The 19965-nt window shown below is 38.4% G+C and carries 18 protein-coding genes and 1 pseudogene; 12 read left to right on the top strand and 7 right to left on the bottom strand.

Annotation, left to right across the window (positions count from 1 at the left end):
• The first annotated feature begins 16 nt into the window (after nucleotides 1-16).
• From ABC255_RS12795 to ABC255_RS12810, 4 genes are all read left to right on the top strand, one after another.
• Nucleotides 17-871, top strand: a complete 855-nt coding sequence (locus ABC255_RS12795) for an aldo/keto reductase (RefSeq protein WP_412993965.1) — start codon at nucleotides 17-19, stop codon at nucleotides 869-871.
• Between the two features lie 24 nt (nucleotides 872-895).
• On the top strand, nucleotides 896-1309 hold the full coding sequence (locus tag ABC255_RS12800) for a cupin domain-containing protein (protein ID WP_412993966.1): 414 nt from the start codon (nucleotides 896-898) through the stop codon (nucleotides 1307-1309).
• A gap of 312 nt (nucleotides 1310-1621) precedes the next feature.
• The gene (locus ABC255_RS12805) at nucleotides 1622-2266 is read left to right on the top strand and encodes a histidine phosphatase family protein (RefSeq protein WP_412993968.1); all 645 of its coding nucleotides are present in this window, start codon (nucleotides 1622-1624) and stop codon (nucleotides 2264-2266) included.
• Between the two features lie 305 nt (nucleotides 2267-2571).
• Nucleotides 2572-3588 carry a Gfo/Idh/MocA family protein gene (locus ABC255_RS12810; protein WP_412993969.1) on the top strand — a complete coding sequence of 339 codons (1017 nt, stop codon included), beginning with the start codon at nucleotides 2572-2574 and terminating at the stop codon, nucleotides 3586-3588.
• Nucleotides 3589-3729: 141 nt separating this feature from the next.
• Here ABC255_RS12810 and ABC255_RS12815 read toward each other — a convergent pair whose 3' ends face one another.
• Genes ABC255_RS12815 through ABC255_RS12825 form a run of 3 tightly spaced genes read right to left on the bottom strand, consistent with a single transcriptional unit; the run spans nucleotide 3730 to nucleotide 6305 of the window.
• On the bottom strand, nucleotides 3730-4515 hold the full coding sequence (locus ABC255_RS12815) for an ABC transporter permease (RefSeq protein WP_412993971.1): 786 nt from the start codon (nucleotides 4513-4515) through the stop codon (nucleotides 3730-3732).
• 3 nt (nucleotides 4516-4518) lie between these two features.
• The gene (locus ABC255_RS12820) at nucleotides 4519-5310 is read right to left on the bottom strand and encodes an ABC transporter permease (RefSeq protein ID WP_412993973.1); all 792 of its coding nucleotides are present in this window, start codon (nucleotides 5308-5310) and stop codon (nucleotides 4519-4521) included.
• Complete coding sequence (locus ABC255_RS12825) at nucleotides 5307-6305, bottom strand: ABC transporter ATP-binding protein (protein WP_412993975.1); 999 nt, start codon at nucleotides 6303-6305, stop codon at nucleotides 5307-5309. The genes ABC255_RS12820 and ABC255_RS12825 overlap by 4 nt, the downstream gene beginning before the upstream one ends.
• Before the next feature lie 241 nt (nucleotides 6306-6546).
• On the opposite strand from ABC255_RS12825, the pseudogene ABC255_RS12830 reads away from it, so the two are divergent.
• Both ABC255_RS12830 and ABC255_RS12835 read left to right on the top strand, forming a co-directional pair.
• Nucleotides 6547-6765: pseudogene (locus ABC255_RS12830) on the top strand (ECF transporter S component); the annotation flags it as partial.
• Between the two features lie 86 nt (nucleotides 6766-6851).
• Nucleotides 6852-8879 (top strand): YhgE/Pip family protein, encoded by a 2028-nt coding sequence (locus ABC255_RS12835; RefSeq protein WP_412993977.1) that lies wholly within the window; start codon nucleotides 6852-6854, stop codon nucleotides 8877-8879.
• A gap of 91 nt (nucleotides 8880-8970) precedes the next feature.
• On the opposite strand, the gene ABC255_RS12840 is transcribed toward ABC255_RS12835, so the two are convergent.
• Entirely contained in the window at nucleotides 8971-9411 is a 441-nt protein-coding gene (locus ABC255_RS12840; RefSeq protein WP_412993978.1) for a GNAT family N-acetyltransferase, read from the bottom strand.
• Nucleotides 9412-9521: 110 nt separating this feature from the next.
• On the opposite strand from ABC255_RS12840, the gene ABC255_RS12845 reads away from it, so the two are divergent.
• Nucleotides 9522-9974, top strand: coding sequence for a MarR family winged helix-turn-helix transcriptional regulator (locus tag ABC255_RS12845; protein ID WP_412993979.1), 453 nt, complete (start codon nucleotides 9522-9524; stop codon nucleotides 9972-9974).
• A 24-nt stretch (nucleotides 9975-9998) separates the two neighbouring features.
• Nucleotides 9999-10517 (top strand): spermidine/spermine N(1)-acetyltransferase, encoded by a 519-nt coding sequence (paiA, locus tag ABC255_RS12850; RefSeq protein ID WP_412993981.1) that lies wholly within the window; start codon nucleotides 9999-10001, stop codon nucleotides 10515-10517.
• 408 nt (nucleotides 10518-10925) lie between these two features.
• Here the strand turns inward: paiA and ABC255_RS12855 are convergent, their stop codons facing one another.
• A complete protein-coding gene (locus ABC255_RS12855) occupies nucleotides 10926-11540 on the bottom strand; it encodes an RraA family protein (RefSeq protein WP_412993982.1) in 615 nt (204 codons plus the stop codon).
• Between the two features lie 305 nt (nucleotides 11541-11845).
• Between ABC255_RS12855 and ABC255_RS12860 the strand changes: the two genes are divergently transcribed.
• The 4 genes from ABC255_RS12860 (at nucleotide 11846) to ABC255_RS12875 (ending at nucleotide 16051) form a co-directional block, all read left to right on the top strand.
• Nucleotides 11846-12877 (top strand): tripartite tricarboxylate transporter substrate binding protein, encoded by a 1032-nt coding sequence (locus ABC255_RS12860; RefSeq protein ID WP_412993984.1) that lies wholly within the window; start codon nucleotides 11846-11848, stop codon nucleotides 12875-12877.
• A gap of 111 nt (nucleotides 12878-12988) precedes the next feature.
• Nucleotides 12989-13447: a tripartite tricarboxylate transporter TctB family protein gene (locus ABC255_RS12865; RefSeq protein WP_412993986.1), complete on the top strand. Its 459-nt coding sequence runs from the start codon at nucleotides 12989-12991 to the stop codon at nucleotides 13445-13447.
• Between the two features lie 11 nt (nucleotides 13448-13458).
• A complete protein-coding gene (locus tag ABC255_RS12870; protein ID WP_412993988.1) occupies nucleotides 13459-14985 on the top strand; it encodes a tripartite tricarboxylate transporter permease in 1527 nt (508 codons plus the stop codon).
• 106 nt (nucleotides 14986-15091) lie between these two features.
• Nucleotides 15092-16051, top strand: a complete 960-nt coding sequence (locus tag ABC255_RS12875; protein ID WP_412993990.1) for a D-2-hydroxyacid dehydrogenase family protein — start codon at nucleotides 15092-15094, stop codon at nucleotides 16049-16051.
• 199 nt (nucleotides 16052-16250) lie between these two features.
• Here ABC255_RS12875 and acnA read toward each other — a convergent pair whose 3' ends face one another.
• Nucleotides 16251-18974, bottom strand: a complete 2724-nt coding sequence (gene acnA, locus ABC255_RS12880; RefSeq protein WP_412993992.1) for an aconitate hydratase AcnA — start codon at nucleotides 18972-18974, stop codon at nucleotides 16251-16253.
• A 96-nt stretch (nucleotides 18975-19070) separates the two neighbouring features.
• Nucleotides 19071-19931: a LysR family transcriptional regulator gene (locus ABC255_RS12885; RefSeq protein WP_412993994.1), complete on the bottom strand. Its 861-nt coding sequence runs from the start codon at nucleotides 19929-19931 to the stop codon at nucleotides 19071-19073.
• Nucleotides 19932-19965 lie beyond the last annotated feature (34 nt).

Raw genomic sequence — 19965 nt, forward strand, 5'->3', positions numbered from 1 at the left:
CAAAGGAGACGAAAGCATGTTTAACGAAACTTACAAATTACCAAATGGTGTTGAAATTCCAAAATTAGGTCTTGGCACCTGGCTGCTTGACGATGCACAGGCGGCACAAGCTGTTCGGGATGCGGTATCTATCGGTCGTCATATTGATACTGCTCAGGCATATATGAATGAAGTTGGAGTAGGCGAAGGTATCCGTTCCTGCGGTGTCTCAAGAGAAGAACTTTTCATTACGACAAAGGTTGCTGCAGAAGCAAAGACCTATAATGCAGTTACGCAGTCCATTGATGAATCCTTAGCAAAGATGGGACTGGATTACATTGATCTTCTAATTATCCACAGTCCACAGCCTTGGAAGGAGTTCCGTGAAGAGAAACGTTACTTCGAGGAAAACAAAGGAGTGTGGAAATCTTTGGAGGATGCTTATAAGACAGGAAAGGTAAAGGCAATGGGTCTTTCTAACTTCCTTCAGGATGATGTAGAGAATATTCTTGCAAGCTGTGAGGTCAAGCCTATGGTAAATCAAATATTGGCACATGTGAGCAATACTCCTTTGGACCTAATTGAATACTGCCAGAAGAATGACATCTTAGTAGAAGCATATTCACCAATTGCACACGGTGCAGTTCTCGATAACGCAGAGGTTAAGGTAATAGCTGATAAGTATGGAGTATCTGTTGCTCAACTTTGCCTTCGTTATGATATCCAGCTTGGTCTTGTAGTAATTCCTAAGACGGCAAATCCAGAACACATGAGAAACAATTCAGAGCTTGATTTTGTTATCAGCGATGGAGATATGGAGACTTTGAAAAATGTAGAACAAATCCAGAATTATGGGGAGCATGGGTCTTCCCAGTATTCGGTGGAAAGTTAAAATAAACAGGTGGAGGAATAAAAAATGGCAAAACATGAAGAAGTAAAAAATGGTGTTATTTTCCCAGTGGGCGAAAAAAATGAAGCATATGCACAATATTTTGTGGGACAAAGTTATCTTAAAGGATTAGTTTCTGATCCTAACGTGAATGTTGGTGTTGGGAATGTGACCTTTGAACCAGGATGCAGAAATAACTGGCATATCCATCGTGATGGATTTCAAATTTTATTAGTAACTGGTGGCGAAGGTTGGTACCAAGAAGAAGGAAAACCTGCTCAATTTTTAAAAGCCGGTGATGTTATTGTCACCCATGATGGTGTAAAACACTGGCATGGCGCTTCAAAAGACAGCTGGTTTGAACACATTGCAATCACTGCTGGTACGCCTGAATGGTTGGAACAAGTATCAGATGAGGAATATAACGAAGTAAAAGAATAGTTGAATTAAAAACATTGCTGTTGTGGTTTTACCCTTTACGATTATTTGATGTGTTGGCTAACCAATTTCCCCATCATTATCGCTCTGATAAGTCTTAAACTGGTCTAAATGAGACCAGTTTTTTATTATTAAGAAGAGTATCATTTACCTATATGTTTTCCATACTACTTTTGAATTTGTACATAGGAGATAATGATAATTACAAAGAAGGGTTCTTATGGGGTAAGCAACAGCTGCAAACCAATTGGAAGGTGCCCATAATGAAGGTGGTAAAGGTTAGGATTAACCAATAGAGTTAGGGGAGAGTTGATAGTGAAAATCAATTTATATTGTATCAGACATGGAGAAACTCTTTTAAATAAGTATAAAAAAATGCAGGGATGGGCTGACAGTCCATTAACCGAAGAAGGGAAAGCAGTTGCGATTGAAACTGGAAAAAAGCTAGAAGAGGTAACTTTTAATCGTGTCTACACAAGTGATTCAGGAAGAACGGTAGAAACCGCTGAATTAATTCTTCAACAGAATAAGCATAAAGAGAATTTAGCCATTCAAAAGGTTAAAGAGTTCAGAGAAATGTTTTTTGGCAGTTTCGAAGGGGATTCGTCTGAAGCTACTTGGAGCAAGATGGCCATAGACAATGGGTTTTCAAACAGTGCTGAAATGATGAGAACATATTCAATGGAAGAAGTCATTAATGCAATTCAAAACTCCGATCCACTTGGACATGCTGAAAGTTATAACGAGTTCACAGACCGGATTAAACGAGGTTTAAAAATGATTACTTCGGAAAATCAAAAGGATGAAAATATCCTACTTGTCACTCATGGAGTAGTTATAATGAGTATGATCAACCTATTTTCTGAAATGCCAATTGGGGCGATTGAAATAAAAAATTCTAGCATTACACATTTGAACTATTCAAATGAAGTATTCAAAGTGATTTCATATAATCAATAGATATAATCCGAGTTAAAATCCCGTTCCTTACATTTTTTAAAGGAATTTTTTAAACTAGAAAGCATTTCCCAGTAATGAGGAATGCTTTTTTTTAGGTCTATATTTAGAAGGATATTTCTATAACAATAAGATAGTTGTATTACGTAATAATCGTCCAATTTTTTTGCCATCACCACAATGAAAGCGTTGACAATCCATAGTCTTCTTGATAGTTTAAGAGAAAAGTATGAAATAAGATGCAAATGATTTATTTCTTCCATATTGGGTAGAAAGATTTGTCATCGAATAAAGGAGGAGCGTTTTCTTTGACTTTACATAAAATTGTTGTAGCCGGATGTGGAAGCATGTCAAATACCTGGCTGGATTATGCGGAACAACGAAATAACGCAGAAATTGTAGGATTAGTTGATGTCTCTTTAGATGCAGCAAAAGCAATGGCAGAACAAAGAAATTTGCAAGTACCAATATTTTCAAATCTATCACAAGCACTTTCTGAAACAAACGCAAATCTCGTTTTTGATGTCACGATACCTGCAGCACATAAACAAATTGTCACAACTGCGTTGGAAGCAGGATGTAATGTATTCGGGGAAAAACCAATGGCGGAATCGTTAGAAGATGCTAGGAATGTGTTAAAAGTAGCTCAAGAAACGAGGAAAAAATATACGGTCATGCAAAATCGCAGATATAACAAACAGATTCGTGCGTTGCAACACCTTTTAGCAAGCGGATCGATTGGTACGATTGGTTCATTACATGCTGACTTTTTTCTAGGGCCACATTTTGGAGGTTTCCGTGATAAGATGGATAGCCCGCTTATTGTGGACATGGCTATTCATACATTCGATCAGGCACGTTTCATATCCGGAGCTGACGCTGTTTCTGTTTATTGTCATGAGTTTAATCCTCCAGGATCATGGTATCAAGGAAACGCATCAGCCATTATCATCTATGAAATGAGTGATGGATCTGTATTCTCATACCGAGGATCTTGGTGTGCAGAGGGGTTGAATACTTCATGGGAATCAGATTGGCGGGTAACAGGAAGCAAAGGAACCGCCCGCTGGGATGGATCATGTCTACCCGTTTATGAAGTGGTGGATTCCACTCAAACCATTGAATTTATAAGCAAAACAAAATTTGAAACCGCATCTAGCACCTGGGAAGGTCGGGAAGGCCATTGGGGGTGCCTTGATGAAATGTTTGGCTCCATTGAAGAAAACCGTCTAGCAGAAACAGACTGCACGGATAACATTAAAAGTATGGAGATGGTTTTTGGAGCACTAGATAGTACAAAAATCGGAAAGAAAATTTTATTTTAATCATTCCAGTTCTGTTTAAATTTATGTAAAAAAAAGAGGAGCCGGTGGGCTCTTCTTTTTCGTTCAGCGCTAACGTTAAAATTTTCCCTTGAATGCTTTTCATATCATTTTATTTATCTTGTAATGAACAGGATTGGTATATTAATTCCCAGCCCCACGATATCTCTTAACTCCCGCATTCCACAGAAGAATCGCAATACCGAAGAAAAGGAGTCCCATGACGGGCGTGAAAAAGGCGTAGCCATACCATTCCTCTCGATTTAAAAAATAGGAAGCTGGATACACACCGACAAAGGCAAAAGGTAAAATCCACGTTAACACAAATTGAATCACCTTGTTGTAAATGTTAATAGGATAGCGACCATAATTGCTGATATTATACATCATGGGCATTATATCGGTACGGCTGTCCGACCAGAATCCAATCGTTGCAATAGAAATAAAAATCCCGGCATAAATAAAAGCCCCGCCAATTACCATGACAATAAAGATCAAAACATCGTACCAAGCAAAGGTCAAGTCTAGGTTCATAATCGCATATCCCATAACCAATAAACCGGTAATGGCCCCGAATAAAGATTCCAGCTCGATTCGTTCCAAAATAATTTGGAAAAGACTATGAACCGGGCGTGTTAAGATACGGTCCATTTCTCCTTTGACAATATAGCGTTCATTAAAGTCCCATATGTTAAAAAAGGACGAAAATATCGCATAAGGAACAAGGAAAAATCCATAAATAAAAATGATTTCATCTCGGTTCCAGCCGCCTAAAAAAGCTGTATGGCGGAATACGATTACGATAAAAATTAAATTAACAGCTTGAAATAATAAATCAGACAGGATTTCAATAATCGTATCAGCACGATAAGTAAGCCTTGTTTTTAAATATTGAGAGGCGTATTGAAAGAACAATGATAGATAATACATTGGTCAGCCTCCTTGTACAATTAAATGTTTTTTTGCGAGCGACCATAATAGCCGGATTGGAATAAGTAAAATGACAACCCAAAATATTTGTGATAGCAAAGCGTTATAAATCGCCTGACCCACAAAGCCTTCTGTAAAAATCATACTAGGAACATAGCTGATCGCTTGAAAAGGCAAATAGGACATCACAGTTTGAGCCCAGTCTGGATAGAACGAGATTGGGAGAAGTAAACCCGAGAACAAATCGATCACGACTCGTTTTGCTCGAATCAACCCTGAGTTATTAAATAAAAAGAACGTCATAATACCCGTTAATAGGTTGATGTGCGTATTGACAATAAAACTAAAAACTAGCGAAATAAAGAAAAATAACCAAGTTGTTAAACTAGCATCAAAGCGTACTGGAAAAATCAAGGCCACAATAATCATACCAGGGACAGAAAAAAACAATAAGCGAAAAACGCCTTCCCCAAGTGCCTGCATGGTTTTCATCCCTAAATAGTTATACGGACGAATCATTTCAATCGCGACTTTTCCGTCTTTGATTTCAGCAGCAATCTCACGATCAATATTGTTATAATAAAACGCTCTTGCCATCCAGGAGACTGCCACATATGTAGTCATTTGAGCCACTGATAATCCCTGAATCTCTTCTTTCCCTCCATAAATCGCTGACCATAAAAAATAGTAGGCTCCGATATTAATGCTATAAATTAATATCCCGCTATAATAGTTTGTCCGGTAAGCGAGCATCATTAAAAATCGAACCCGAATCATTTCCATATACATACTCATGTGAGGGCCATACCTTCTTCATAGATCTTCCGGACAATCTCTTCCGTGGAAACTTCATTGATTCGAACATTCTTAATCGGATTCCTTTGGACGACATCACTTATCAATCGAGAAACCATTTGTTCATCCCCATTGAAAACCCCTCGCCAGGTCGTCGCATCCTTTTGTTCCCATTGGATATTTTCGACACGAGGCAGGGAGCTGCGTGTCACCTCTGACAAAAATTCAAATTCGATTTGTTTTCCTTCTACCGCATGTTCTTGAAGCTGATTCAGCTTGCCGTCATAAATGATTTTTCCTTCATCTAATAACACAACTCGTTCACAAAGGGCTTCAATATCGGTTAAGTCATGTGTCGTCAAGAGAATGGTGGTTTTATATTGTTCGTTAATTTCCTGCAGGAACTTACGAATTTTTAATTTCACCAACACATCTAGTCCAATCGTGGGCTCGTCCAAAAAAAGGAGCGGAGGATTGTGTACAAGAGCCGCGGCTAATTCGCAGCGCATCCGTTGTCCAAGGGACAGCTTTCTGACTGGTTTATCTAGTAATGGACCGATTTCTAACGTCTCTATCACATGACCCATATGACGGTTATAGTCCTCATCAGAAACACGGTACACTTTTTTTAATAACCGGAAACTCTCTTGAACCGCGATATCCCACCATAGCTGTGACCGCTGACCGAACACCACGCCAATGGTACGCACAAATTCTTCCCGCTGCTTGTGGGGGTTCATCCCATTTACCATGATGGAACCGGATGTTGGCGTTAAAATGCCGGTTAACATTTTAATCGTGGTTGATTTACCAGCACCGTTCTCTCCAATATACCCAACCATTTCGCCTTGTTTAACCGTTAAGGAAATATTATCAACGGCTGCATGGACTTTATAATTTCTCGTAAATAAATCTCGAAAAGCTCCAGCCAAACCGGGCCGGCTTGTATAGGAATTAAATTCTTTTCGTAAATTTTGAACCTCAATGACATTCATTTTGTTTCCTCCTAGGAGTTTAAAAAGAAAAACACAAGATTGAAAAGTATCTTACCAATCTTAAATAATAACCTTCGTTTGTTATTCATGCAAGTAAGGTGTACTTGTATAGATATATTGAAATACCATAGTGATTCCAGTTACGAGTTTATCTATGTAAGTCAGCAGTACCAAGCAAGTTTTAGCACTATAATATGAATATATGATATCCTTTCTAAAAAACAGAAAATGTTGTCGCTTTATGAATTCACTAATTGTACCGACAGAATCAACGAAAACAAGAACAATAGTCATCAATTCTCTTATCATCGCATTAACCCTAGTAGCTACGATGTTTATCAACATTAAGCTCCCAATCATGGGTAACGGAGGTCTAATCCATCTCGGAAATGTACCTCTCTTTATAGCCGCCATTGTATACGGAAAAAAAACCGGGGCTGGAGCAATTGGAGTTCGCCTTGAACGGTGTTGTTTTGTTTTGGGATAAAAAACCCATTTTTTACAACAATAGAAATAGTATGTTGTGAAATGGGTGTGTTTTGATAAATGAGGAAAATATGGAATATCTATATTACTGATTGGAAAAATATCTTCAGTGTACCAACAGTCGCCTTATTAGTGGTTGGACTTATGCTGCTTCCTTCTGCCTATGCATGGTTTAACATCAAGTCCATGTGGGATCCGTATGGGAATACTTCAGGCATCATCGTTGCCGTTGCCAATGAAGATGAAGGCGCTATAGTTCGTTTAACCAAGCAGAAGATCAATGTTGGAGAAGAAACTGTAAAAAATCTAAAAGAGAATAAAAAGCTTGGCTGGGTGTTTGTCGACCAGAAAGAAGCCATTCGTGGAGTAAAACATGGAGATTATTATGCCTATCTTATTATTCCAAAAGAATTCTCTGAGAAAATTACAAGTATTTTAGAAGTGAATCCAGAAAAGCCGCAAATCATTTTTGGTGTAAATGAAAAAATTAATGCGGTTGCTCCTAAAATTGCAGCCACTGGTGCAACAGGTGTAACCGCCCAAATTAGTGAAGCATTTGTTAAAACAGTTGGAGACGCCATTTTCTCCGCATTTTATAAAGCAGGAGTTGAACTTGAGAAGGACCTGCCTTCCATTTTTTCAGTGGAAAACCAAATCTTTGAGCTTGAAAAGGCACTCCCACAAATTGAAGAAATGGGGAGGAAAGCGATCCAACTGGAAGAAAAACTACCTGAAATTCATGAGAAAGGTCAACAAATTATTGCTTTGGAACAGAGGATTCCTGAACTTGACCAGGTAGGTGCGAGTATCCTAAAAGTCGAGGCAAGCCTGCCACTAGTCATGGATGCAGGTGAACAAGTGTTAGTTATGCAGGAAAGGCTCAACGATATTTCTAGAACGACTGCCATCATCAATGACGTTGTGAATCATATCACCGAAATCGAAACACAAATAAAACAAGCAATGGATAGTATCAATGAAGCGAATCAATCAGATATCAATTCGGAGCAGTTAACTTTACTATACAATGAAATAATGAACATACACGGAATCATCCAAAATACCCGGAATGATTTACAGCAAAAGGCAGATCAGGTTACGAGTGGGATTAACACTGCAGCAGATTTTGTGAGAGATGTATTGCCGACAGTGGAACAAAAAATTCATAAAGCAGCTGATTTTGTACAGAACGACCTGCCTAAAGTGGAGGAGGATATTCGTGAAGCCGCAGATCTGATTCGTACCAAGCTTCCGGCGGCAGAACAAGCGATCCATAAGGCCGCTGATTTTGCCAGAAATGATTTGCCGGGATTTGAAGAAAAAGTAAGGAATGCAGCAGACCGACTCAGACAGTTTAAGAGTAGTATCAATATTTATGATTTGATTGAATACTTAAAGCATGATCCCAATAAGGAAAGCAGTTTTTTAGCAAAACCGATTCTGTTAAAAACAGAGCGGATTTTTCCCATTCCCAATTATGGTTCAGCGATGACACCCTTTTATACGATGCTGGCACTTTGGGTGGGCGGCACACTACTGGTGTCTTCACTGAGAGTCGATGTAGAAGACGTGGAAAGTCAATATAAGCACTACCAAATATATTTTGGAAGACTACTAACGTTTTTGACCATCAGCATTCTCCAAGCGGTCATTGTATCAATCGGAGATTTGTATATAATTCATGCGTATGTTGCGGACAAACTATGGTTTGTGCTATTTAGTATTTATATCAGCGTTGTATTTACAATTATTATTTATACCCTATGTTCGGTGTTTGGCAATATTGGAAAGGGGATATCCATCATTTTATTGGTATTGCAAATTTCCAGTTCAGGTGCAACCTTTCCGGTAAGCTTAACGCCTTCCTTTTTTCAAACATTGCACCCGTTCATGCCGTTCACTTATGCGGTCAGCATATTGCGTGAAACGGTGGGCGGAATGATTAAGACGGTCGTGATAAGAGACACCCTGTATCTGCTCATTTTCGTTGGCATTAGCTTCCTTTTGGCACTAGCTCTCAAACGGCCTTTGGGAGGGTGGATACACCGGACAGCTGAAAGGGCTAAATCAACTAAAATCGTCCCATGAGCATCGCTCATTAATAACACCCCGTAATGGTAGTAACGGGGTGTTAAGAAAATAGTATTAACAGCAGGATGGACTTTACTTCCGCAGTTGTTTACCGGTTTAATAATTCTTTTGTCATCAAATAATGGGGAATTCCATCCTCTATAAATACACTTGATGAAGTCTGATAACCTAGTTTTTTATAAAAACCCTCGGCATGTGTTTGACCGTGTAATTTGACCTTCTTTGTTCCTCTTTCCTGTGCAATTCCCTCTAATGCTGTAATGATCACTTTACCAAGGCCAAATTTTCGGTATGGTTCCAAAATACAAATTCGCTCTAATTTTCCAACCTCATCTACCCATCGTAACCGTCCTGTTCCGACAGGTTTTTCTTCGTAATAGACCAGGATATGTTCGCATTGACCATTAAGGTTATCGAATTCGTCAAATTCATCCTCTAAGGGAACGCCTTGTTCCTCAACAAAAACCTCTTTTCTTATCTCAAATGCCTTCTTTAAATCTTCTTCCATCGTTACTCTTTTTGCCTTCATATTTTTCAATCCTTTGAATTTTTTATTGTAATTACAACAATATTAGGTTAAATTAAATTTATAGTAAATATGTTGTAATTGCAACAAAAATCTTCGTCTAAGGAGAAAATATGAAGGAAATTTTACGCGAAGTTGGAATGATTGCTAGAGCTTTAGATTCGATAAGTAATATTGAATTTAAAGAATTGGAGCTTACTAAGGGTCAGTATTTGTACCTTGTGCGGATATGTGAAAACCCTGGAATCATTCAAGAAAAGGTAGCTGAAATGATTAAAGTAGACCGAACAACAGCAGCTCGCGCTATACAAAAACTTGAAATGAATGGCTTTATAGAAAAGAAAGACGATCAGCATAACAAAAAAATAAAAAAACTCTTTCCAACAGAGAAAGGGAAAACTGTTTATCCAATTATAAAAAGAGAACATGATTATTCCAATAACGTAGCATTAGAGGGATTTTCCGAAGAAGAAGTAGACACCATTTTCAACCTTCTTCACAGAGTAAGAAAAAATATCGAAAAAGACTGGGAATCTGTAAAAAAGGGAAACAAGAGAAATTATTAATTAGATAAAGGAGAGCTTATTTTTATGAATATCAATATAAAACCGTGTACCATCGGAGACTTATCCATACTTCAGGAAATTAGTTGTGAAACATTTATCGAAACATTTAAGGATCAGAATTCACCTGAAAATATGAACGCTTATTTGGAGAGGGCATTTCACAATAACCAATTAGAAAAAGAATTATCGACTATCTCTTCGCAATTCTTTTTTGTTTATTTTAATAATGAAGTCGCTGGATATTTAAAGGTGAATACCCAGGATGCACAGTCTGAAAACATGGGTGAGGATTCACTTGAAATTGAGAGGATTTATATAAGGGCGAAATTTCAAAAACTAGGACTTGGTAAATATCTTATTAATAAGGCGATAGAAATAGCGGAGGAACAGGGAAAAAATAAAATCTGGCTTGGTGTTTGGGAGAAAAACGAGAATGCCATTGCATTTTACAAGAAGTTAGGATTCGTGCAAGACGGAAGTCACTCCTTTTATATGGGCGATGAAGAACAAATTGACTTTATCATGATCAAATCCCTTGTCTGAAAATAATAGTATTTTGTTCAAATCGAAAAGAATATAGGAAAAATCCTCTCGAATACGCCAAATTCCTTTCCGGTTTCAAGTTAGGGGCACAAACCGGAATGCCAACTAAAGAGGAAATTGAAGAATTTATGCAATTACATAAATTAACTTGAATGGAGAGTTTCGATGAAGCCAGTGGTTTTGGACGTGGATACGGTCGTTGATGATGCTTTTGGCAATTGCCTATGTTCCGTAGTTAGAATTATTGATCTTACAACATGCTTTCTAGGCAGATTTCTTTAGAAATTAATTTGTAAGAAGAACAGAAGACACATTAAATTCTCTTAATTCTATATCCAGAGAAAATAATGTGTCTTTTTTTATTATCTAGCATTCTTTTCAATATTCTTTTCTACAATGGTAATCTATTTACTTCAACATACTATCTAAATAACGGATAACTTCATCGGGTTTTCCAGAAACTTTCTCATCCCGTTCTTGATCTTTAACAAGTTTTTCTTTTGCCTTCCTTAATACTTCTTCCTCGATCTCTTTCGGAACCACTACAACCCCATCAGCATCCGCGACAATGATATCTCCAGGACTTACCGAGGTTCCACCGCAAGAAATCGGCACATTTACTTCTCCCCAACCACCCTTAGCACTTGAAGCTACCGTGGTACCTTTGCAGAAAACTGGAAAATTCAGCTTTTTTACACCAAGGATGTCACGAATAACCCCATCGGTTACGATCCCTGCAATACCTAATGTTTGCGCAAGTCCAATGATGAAATCACCTGCGATGGTTCGATAGGTATCTCCTTTGGCATCGACAACGATGATATCTCCTGGGTTAGCCTCACGAATGGCACGTAAAACGCATTTATTATCACCAACAGGCATTTTGACCGTATAGGCGCGCCCTGCAATTCTATATTCCTCTTTTAATGGTTTAATTAATGGATCCATATTATTTAGCCCTTGTATCGTGTCAGAAATGCACGTGGTGGGGATAGCTTGAAATGCTGAAACAATCTCACTCATTAGTAGACCTCCTTTAAAATATTTATAGAATGTAATTCCATGTTACAAAAAAGTTTGGACATTCAATAATAGTAAATAGGAATGGATGAATATAACAAAAAGGAATCAAAAATAGTATAGCAAAAGAACAGGATATATAAAATTGAAAATTCTAAATATTTGGTAGATAATTAAAATACAAAATAATTACATAATTAAAAGTTATGGTTTTAGATAAAAATAGAGAATTTTATTTTAATAGTATTCTATTTTAAAGTTATTTATGAAAGCGATAACAAAAGTAGAAAAATAACGGAGGGGATCAGATGTTTAAGAAGAAATGGTTAATGGGGATGATGACAGGTCTTCTGGCATTTAGTTTGGCGGCCTGTTCAGGAACGGACAAAACATCAGGTGATAATTCTGATAAAGAAAAGAAAGAATACAAACCTGAAAAGGCGATTTCGATTATGGCTCCATCGGGGGCTGGGGGCGGACTTGATACAGCTGCTAGAATGGTAGCCAAATTTGCCAGTGAACAAGGCTTAGTGGAACAGCCGATTACCGTTGAGAATAAGCCAGGCGGTGGACAAGTTTTAGGTACGACTGAGTTTGCAACCCAGGAAGTAGGAAATGACTATAAACTTATGCTAGCTTCCACCCCATTCGTTCTAAACTTCATAAAGAAAGAAGGAACAGCAACGATTTCTTTCCGTGATGTTACACCACTGGCACGATTACAGGTAGACTATGGTGTTCTTGTAGTGAAAGCTGATTCAAAATTTAAAGATTTAAAATCGCTTATGGATGCAATGAAAAAAGATCCTTCCTCATTAACTGTTTCTGGTGGTGGAGCACCGGGGACATGGGATTACTTAAATGCCATTCTTGTTGCTGATTCCAATGGTATTGATGGTACGAAGGTGAAATATACAGCATACGACGGTGGTTCAGAAGCTGTGACTGCGCTGCTTGGTGGAAATGCGGATGTTCTTACCTCTGACTTATCAAGTGTCGCTGAATATTTGAAATCGGGTGATGTAAGAGTGCTAGGAATTAGTTCAACTGAAAGAGTGGATGGCGAATTCTCTAACATTCCAACATACAAAGAACAAGGCTTTGACGTTGTGACAGAAAACTGGCGTGGCCTTTATGGACCAAAAGATATGTCACCAGAAGCAAAAGCATTCTGGGAGGAAACATTAAAATCGATTGTTGAAAGCGATGAGTGGAAAGCAGAACTAGAAGGACTTGGAATTCAAGATGGTTATATGAATTCTGAGGATTGGATTGCATCAATGAAAGCTGAAGAAGAGTCTTATCTGAAATTATATAAAAAACTGGGCTTAGCTAAATAATAAGGATTTTCTTGTCCTGTGTAAGGTTTCCTAGATTAAATGTTATACAATCTGCAATGAGTGAGAAGAGTTGTTCCTCTTTCTCACTCATTGTAATAGGAGGGCTTTTTTTTGAACAAAACGTTTGACAGAAGTTTAAGTTTAGTTTTAGTTGCAGTTTGTGCGGTATTTATTTTTGAAAGCACTAAGATGTTGAAAGGGTCTTTTGGCAGTACGATTGGACCTGGCTTGTTACCGATGATTATGGCAATCGTGCTAGCAATTTTATCACTCATCAATTTTTATCAAACTTTCCGTGTGAAAAATAGTATCGAAAAGGGAGAGAAGTTACAATATAAGCGTTTTTTAATCCTCCTGGGTACTGCCATTCTTTATTGCTTACTACTTGAACCGCTAGGATATGTCATCAGTACATTTCTATTCCTAACATTAGCGTTTCAAGTGATGGAAAAAGGAAAAATGATATATTCATGCATTTTTTCTGCGATCATTTCATTTGGTGTTTATTTTCTTTATGTTGATGTAATGAAAGGAACATTGCCTGGTTTACCTGTGTGGCTAGGCTTCTAGGGGGGGATAAAATGGACGTCTTTCAATTTTTAATGGACGGATTTGAGGTAGCTTTTACTTGGAGAAATTTAATTTTTGCTTTTGTTGGAGTACTAATAGGAACAGCTGTTGGCGTCCTTCCAGGAATTGGGCCAATCAGTGGTGTTGCACTGCTTATCCCTGTTACAGCAACATTAACAGGGGGATTGAGTCCTGCAGATGCGGCAACAAGTTCTATTATTTTATTAGCTGGAGTGTATTATGGTGCCATGTATGGTGGTTCTACTACTTCCATTCTCTTAAATACACCGGGTGAATCCTCTTCGGTTACGACTACTTTAGATGGTTACCAAATGGCAAAGCAGGGGAGAGCCGGAGCGGCGTTATCTATATCGGCAATCGGTTCATTTGTAGCAGGAATTGTATCTTTAATTGGCTTGGTATTTTTAGCTAAACCATTATCAAGTATAGCGTTAGATTTCGGACCAGCTGACTATTTTTCACTAATGGTATTAGGACTTTGCGCAGTTAGTGGTTTATCAGGAAAATCGGTTACAAAAGCATTAATGATGACAGTTTTGGGTTTACTCTTAGCTTCCATCGGAATTGATGTTGTTTCCGGGTCTGCACGGTTTACCTTCGGTTTCACTCAGCTTTATTCCGGTTTGGAGTTTTTAACTGTTGCTGTCGGTTTGTTTGCGTTAGGAGAAGTGTTTAAAACGATTCTTCACAACGATATTAATTCGGGAAAATTAGCAAGAATTGAAAAATTATTACCAACAAAAAAAGATATGAAGGATAGTGCTGCCCCTATCGTACGAGGGTCACTCTTAGGCTTTTTTATTGGTATTTTGCCGGGGGCAGGGGCTACACTTGCATCATTTATGTCGTATCTGCTTGAAAAGAAAATATCTAAGAACAAAGCTAATTTTGGAAAAGGTGCGATTGAAGGTGTCGCGGCACCAGAATCCGCTAATAATGCTGCTGCTGGAGGGGCAATGATCCCTTTATTAACAATGGGAATACCAGGTTCGGGGACAACCGCAGTTTTAATGGGTTCGCTCATTATGTACAACGTAAATCCTGGGCCAATGTTATTTAAAGAACATCCCAATGTTGCATGGGGCCTTATAGCAAGTATGTTTGTAGGGAACTTGATGCTATTAATCTTGAATTTGCCTTTAGTAAAGGTATTTGCCAAAATTATCTCAACACCACCGAAATACTTAATTCCAATGATTATTGCCATATCGATTTTCGGGGTGTACGCCGTACAAGTAACTACTTTTGATCTGATGCTTCTGATGATCTGTGGTGTGGCTGGCTACTATTTGACGAAGAACGATTATCCAATTGCTCCATTGGTATTAGGTCTCGTTCTATGGCCAATGATAGAGAATAATTTTAGAAGAGCATTAACGATATCCAATAGCGATTATACAATTTTTTTCAAAGAGCCTTTATCAATAATCTTTTTAATTATCGCCTTCTTATGGATTACCATTCCGTTTTTGATGAAACTGAAAGGGAAAAATGTTGTAATTAATGATGAAGGATGAAATTGAGATAACCATAGGGACGGTTCTCATGGCTTTTTTGTTCATTAGTTAAAACAAAAAAGCCGACAGAACCGTCCCCTTGGTTCGAATGGGGGTTGCTGATAATATGAAACTTAAATGTGCGATTCTCGATGATTATCAAAATGTTGCCTTACAAATGGCAAATTGGTCAGCTATCAAAGAGCAAGTAGATATTAAGGTTTTCAGGGAGCATTTCGAAAATGAAGCGGATTTGGTCTACGCTTTATCAGAGTGTGATATTATCGTCATTATGCGCGAAAGAACATCATTTGGGGCTTCTGTTTTTTCGAAACTGCCGCAATTAAAATTACTTATCACCTCAGGGATGAGAAATGCCTCGATTGATTTGGCAGCGGCGAATGTTCAAGGCATTACCGTGTGTGGGACAGGAAGCAGCTCTGAACCACCTCTTGAATTGACTTGGGCACTCATTTTAGGATTATGCCGTCATGTTGTTAAAGAAAACATATCACTTCGATCAAATGGCCCATGGCAAAGTACATTAGGTGTGGATTTATATGGAAAGAAATTAGGTCTTATCGGGCTGGGGAAAATCGGAAGTAAAATGGCACGTGTCGGGAAAGCATTTGGCATGGAAGTGATGGCCTGGAGTCAAAACCTTACTGAAGAAAAATGTAAAAAGGAGGAGATACAGCTTGCTTCATCCCTCGAAGATCTATTATCCAAGAGTGATTTTGTATCCATCCATTTAGTGCTGAGTGATCGAACTAGGCATCTCCTTGGAGCAAGGGAATTACAGACGATGAAAAATAATGCCTATTTAATTAACACTTCCCGAGCCGCAATTGTCGACCAAAAAGCCCTTGTTACTGCCCTTGAAAATAAGTGGATTGCTGGTGCTGGTCTTGATGTATATGAACACGAACCGTTGACAGAGAACCATGTATTACGCCAACTAGACAATGTTCTCGCCTTACCTCATTTAGGATATGTATCTGAGAATAATTACCGGACTTATTTTAGTGAAGCTGTAGAAAATATTCAAGCCTATTTAAACGGACAACCAATCAGGAAACTAAACTAATTGAAGCAAACCATACAGTTCATACAAAAAAGTGTACAGCTTCTACGAAAAAGTGTACAGTTCGTACAAAAAAGCGTACAGTTCATACAAAAAAACATACAGCTTCTACGAAAACCGTACAGTTCATTAGGATAAATAAAAAAATCCCTGCTTGCACACTTTTATGTGAAGAAAGCGGGGATTTTTGTGATAAAAATTATTAAATTGTACCTGCAAGCAGTTTTTGAACGACGGTTTGCATGATACCACCATTTCGATAATACTCTATTTCTATCACATTATCTAGACGAACAATCACATCAAAGGAGAATTGACTACCGTCCTCACGGGTTGCAAGGATGGAGATGGTTTGACCAGGTTTTATATGATCAGTAAGACCGTGTGTTTCAAAGGTTTCCCTTCCAGTAATTCCAAGTGACTCAATATTCATCCCATGGGTAAATTGTAAAGGAAGTATTCCCATCCCTACTAAATTACTACGATGAATCCTCTCAAAACTTTCCGCCAAAATCATTTTGACACCCAGGAGGTTTGGCCCCTTTGCCGCCCAATCACGGGAACTCCCAGTACCATATTCCTTGCCAGCAATAATGATAAGATTTGTAGCGTTTTCCTTGTATTTCATGGCTGCCTCATAAATGGACATGACTTCACCACCAGGAAAATAAGTCGTAACGCCACCCTCGCAACCAGGAACCAGTTTATTACGGATCCGCACATTTGCAAATGCCGCACGAACCATCACTTGATGATTACCGCGCCGGGATGGATAGGAGTTAAAATTCCTACTCTTGACACCCTGTTCAAGTAAATATGAACCTGCAGGACTTTCCGGTTTAATCGCTCCGGATGGGGAAGCGTGGTCAGTGGTAACTGAATCGCCAAATAATGCTAACACCCTTGCAGAACGCACCTCTTGAATCCTGCCCGAGCTGGATGTAAGATTATTTAGAAACGGTGGTTCTTGAATATAGGTTGATTGATGATCCCATTCATATAGCTCACTCTCAGGAGTGTGTATTTTGTTCCATCTTTTATTTGCCTCATATACTGACGAATACCTTTTCCTAAATAACTCAGGCTGAACCCATTTATTAATATACTCGTAAACTTCTTTTGACGATGGCCAAATATCTTTTAAAAATACCGGGTCATTCGTGCTGTTAAAACCAATTGGTTCGTCATGAAAGTCAATGTTTACTGTACCAGCTAAGGCATATGCAATCACCAATGGTGGGGAAGCTAGATAATTCGCCTTAATTTGAGGATGAATTCGACCCTCAAAATTACGATTTCCTGATAGCACAGAAACAGAAACCAAATCATGGTCCACAATGGCCTTACTAATTTCATCGGGTAAAGGTCCAGAATTACCGATACATGTTGCACAGCCATAACCCGCAATATAAAAACCAAGCTTCTCCATATATTCCAATAAACCTGATTGCGATAGGTATTCACTAACCACTCTGGAACCAGGTGTAAGTGAACTCTTAACAAATGCTTTTTTTAGCAATCCCTTTTCGACTGCATTCTTGGCAAGTAATCCCGCTGTAATAAGTACCATTGGATTGGATGTGTTTGTACAACTCGTAATCGCAGCTAATACAACGGAACCATCACCAATCGTTATTTTTTCACCAGATGGTAAAGTGATCTGCACTTCTTTTTGACCCTTTTCGTCCGTGACTCCATATCCACCTAGTTCAACGGAATCACTTAGTGATTTTTGAAAAGTTTGCTTCATTTTGGTTAATTCCACACGATCCTGTGGTCTTTTAGGGCCCGCTAGGCAGGGAACAACAGTGGACAAATCCAATTCGATTAAATCATTATAGAAAGGATCGGCTGTTTCAGAATCCATAAACATTCCTTGAGCTTTAAAATAGGAGTCAATTAATGAAATTTGAGCATCACTTTTACCAATAGACTTTAAATATTTGAGTGTTTCATGATCTACTGGAAAGTATCCCATTGTAGCCCCGTATTCAGGAGCCATATTCGCGATGGTCGCACGGTCAGCAACACTCATTTGAGCGACCCCTGGTCCATAAAATTCTACAAATTTGCCAACTACACCTTTTGTTCTTAGAATATTCGTAATGGTTAAAGCCAAATCTGTAGCAGTTGAGCCCTCAGGAAGTGCCCCCGTTAATCGAAACCCAACCACCTTTGGAGTTACAAAATAGAGAGGCTGGTCCAGCATGGCAGCTTCTGCTTCAATTCCACCCACACCCCATGCGACGATCCCCATTCCATTAATCATCGTGGTATGAGAGTCTGTCCCAACAAGAGAATCAGGAAATAATACGCTTACTCCATCTATTTCTTTTTCTACCACGACCGATGAAAGAAATTCCATATTTATTTGATGCATGATTCCTGTAGAAGGTGGTACGATATTTACATTTCTAAATGCCTTTTGGGCCCACCTGAAAAAACGGTAGCGCTCAGCATTTCTTTCAAATTCAAGCTTCTCATTGGCTTCTAACGCCTCCGGTGTACCAAAGTAATCGACCATGACGGAATGGTCAACTACGAGATCAACGGGAATGGTTGGGTTAACAATGGAAGGATTTCCTCCAAGTTTAGAAACCTTTTCTCTCATGGCAGCTAAGTCTACTATTGCCGGTAATCCAGTTGTATCATGAAGCAAAATCCGGGCTGGTTTAAAAGGTACTTCCTTATTAGAATGGCTATTACCATCCCAGGTTGCTAGATTTTCAATATGTTCATCTGTTACAGACATGCCATTATTCACACGTAAGGCAGCCTCTAACAATATTTTTAAACAAAATGGAAGTGTTGAAATTTTAGAAAGTCCCATTTTTTCTAGATTCTTTAGGCTGTAATAGTGATAGACTTTTCCGCTAAGCTCTAAAGAAGAAATTACTTCAGAGACATATTTAGATGTATGATTCATAAACCAACAACTCCTAACTTAATTGTTAAGAGTAGTATAAAGGTCAAAATTTTTTTAGAAAAATATGAATTCCATATGATTCTCTATAACTTTTATTTATATCGAGTTTTCCTTGATAAACTGGACGAATGCCGTCACCACATTCTGGACTAAAGAACTTTCATGGTAAAACATCCAAGTAGGACGGGTTAGGGTAATACCGTCTTGATTTTTTATCGGTATCTGATGGATATCCGGGACATCTCGAAGAAACATATCTGGTATAATGGCGTAACCGATACCCCTCGTTACCATCTCGCGACAGGTATCACCGCGATCTACCTTCATTAATATATTGGGAGATTTTGAGAAATGTTGATTCCACCAATTATCCACTAATGCTTTAAATAAATGATCAGTTTCAAAGTCTATTCTCGGAAGATTTGGAAGCTCTTTTATATCAATTAAAGATTTGCTGGCAATAACAACTTTTTCATTAAATAATAAGTATTTTTGATCGGGCCAACTATAATCACCGCGAACAAATCCCACATGGACGTGTTGATTGTACGTTAAATTAAAGATATCTTTACTTAATCCCGTCTCAACATGAAAGGACACTTGAGGATATTGCTCCGAGAATCGTTGGATTAGCTCTGGAAGTATATATTTTCCAAAGGAATTGGAGACTCCTATGCGCAGAGTACCGACAATCTCATCACTCATGTTTGTTACATCTTCTTTAATTTCTCTGTATAAGGTCAGTATTTCAGAAGCACGCCCAGCTAGATATTCACCTTGTGGTGTAAACTGAACACCCCTAATCCCTCGATCAACAATTTTAACCCCAAAGTTTTCTTCAATTTGCATAACTCTTTTCGTTAATGCTGGTTGGGAAATAAATAAGACTTCTGCGGATTTTGTGATATTCTTTTGCTCATAAAGGACCTCTAATATTTTCCAATCGCGTTCGTCCATGGTTGCCCCCCACTTTTTTTATGGATCGTAAAGA

Source organism: Neobacillus canaveralius (genome assembly GCF_047237705.1).
In the GTDB taxonomy this organism is placed as follows: domain Bacteria; phylum Bacillota; class Bacilli; order Bacillales; family Cytobacillaceae; genus Neobacillus; species Neobacillus niacini_K.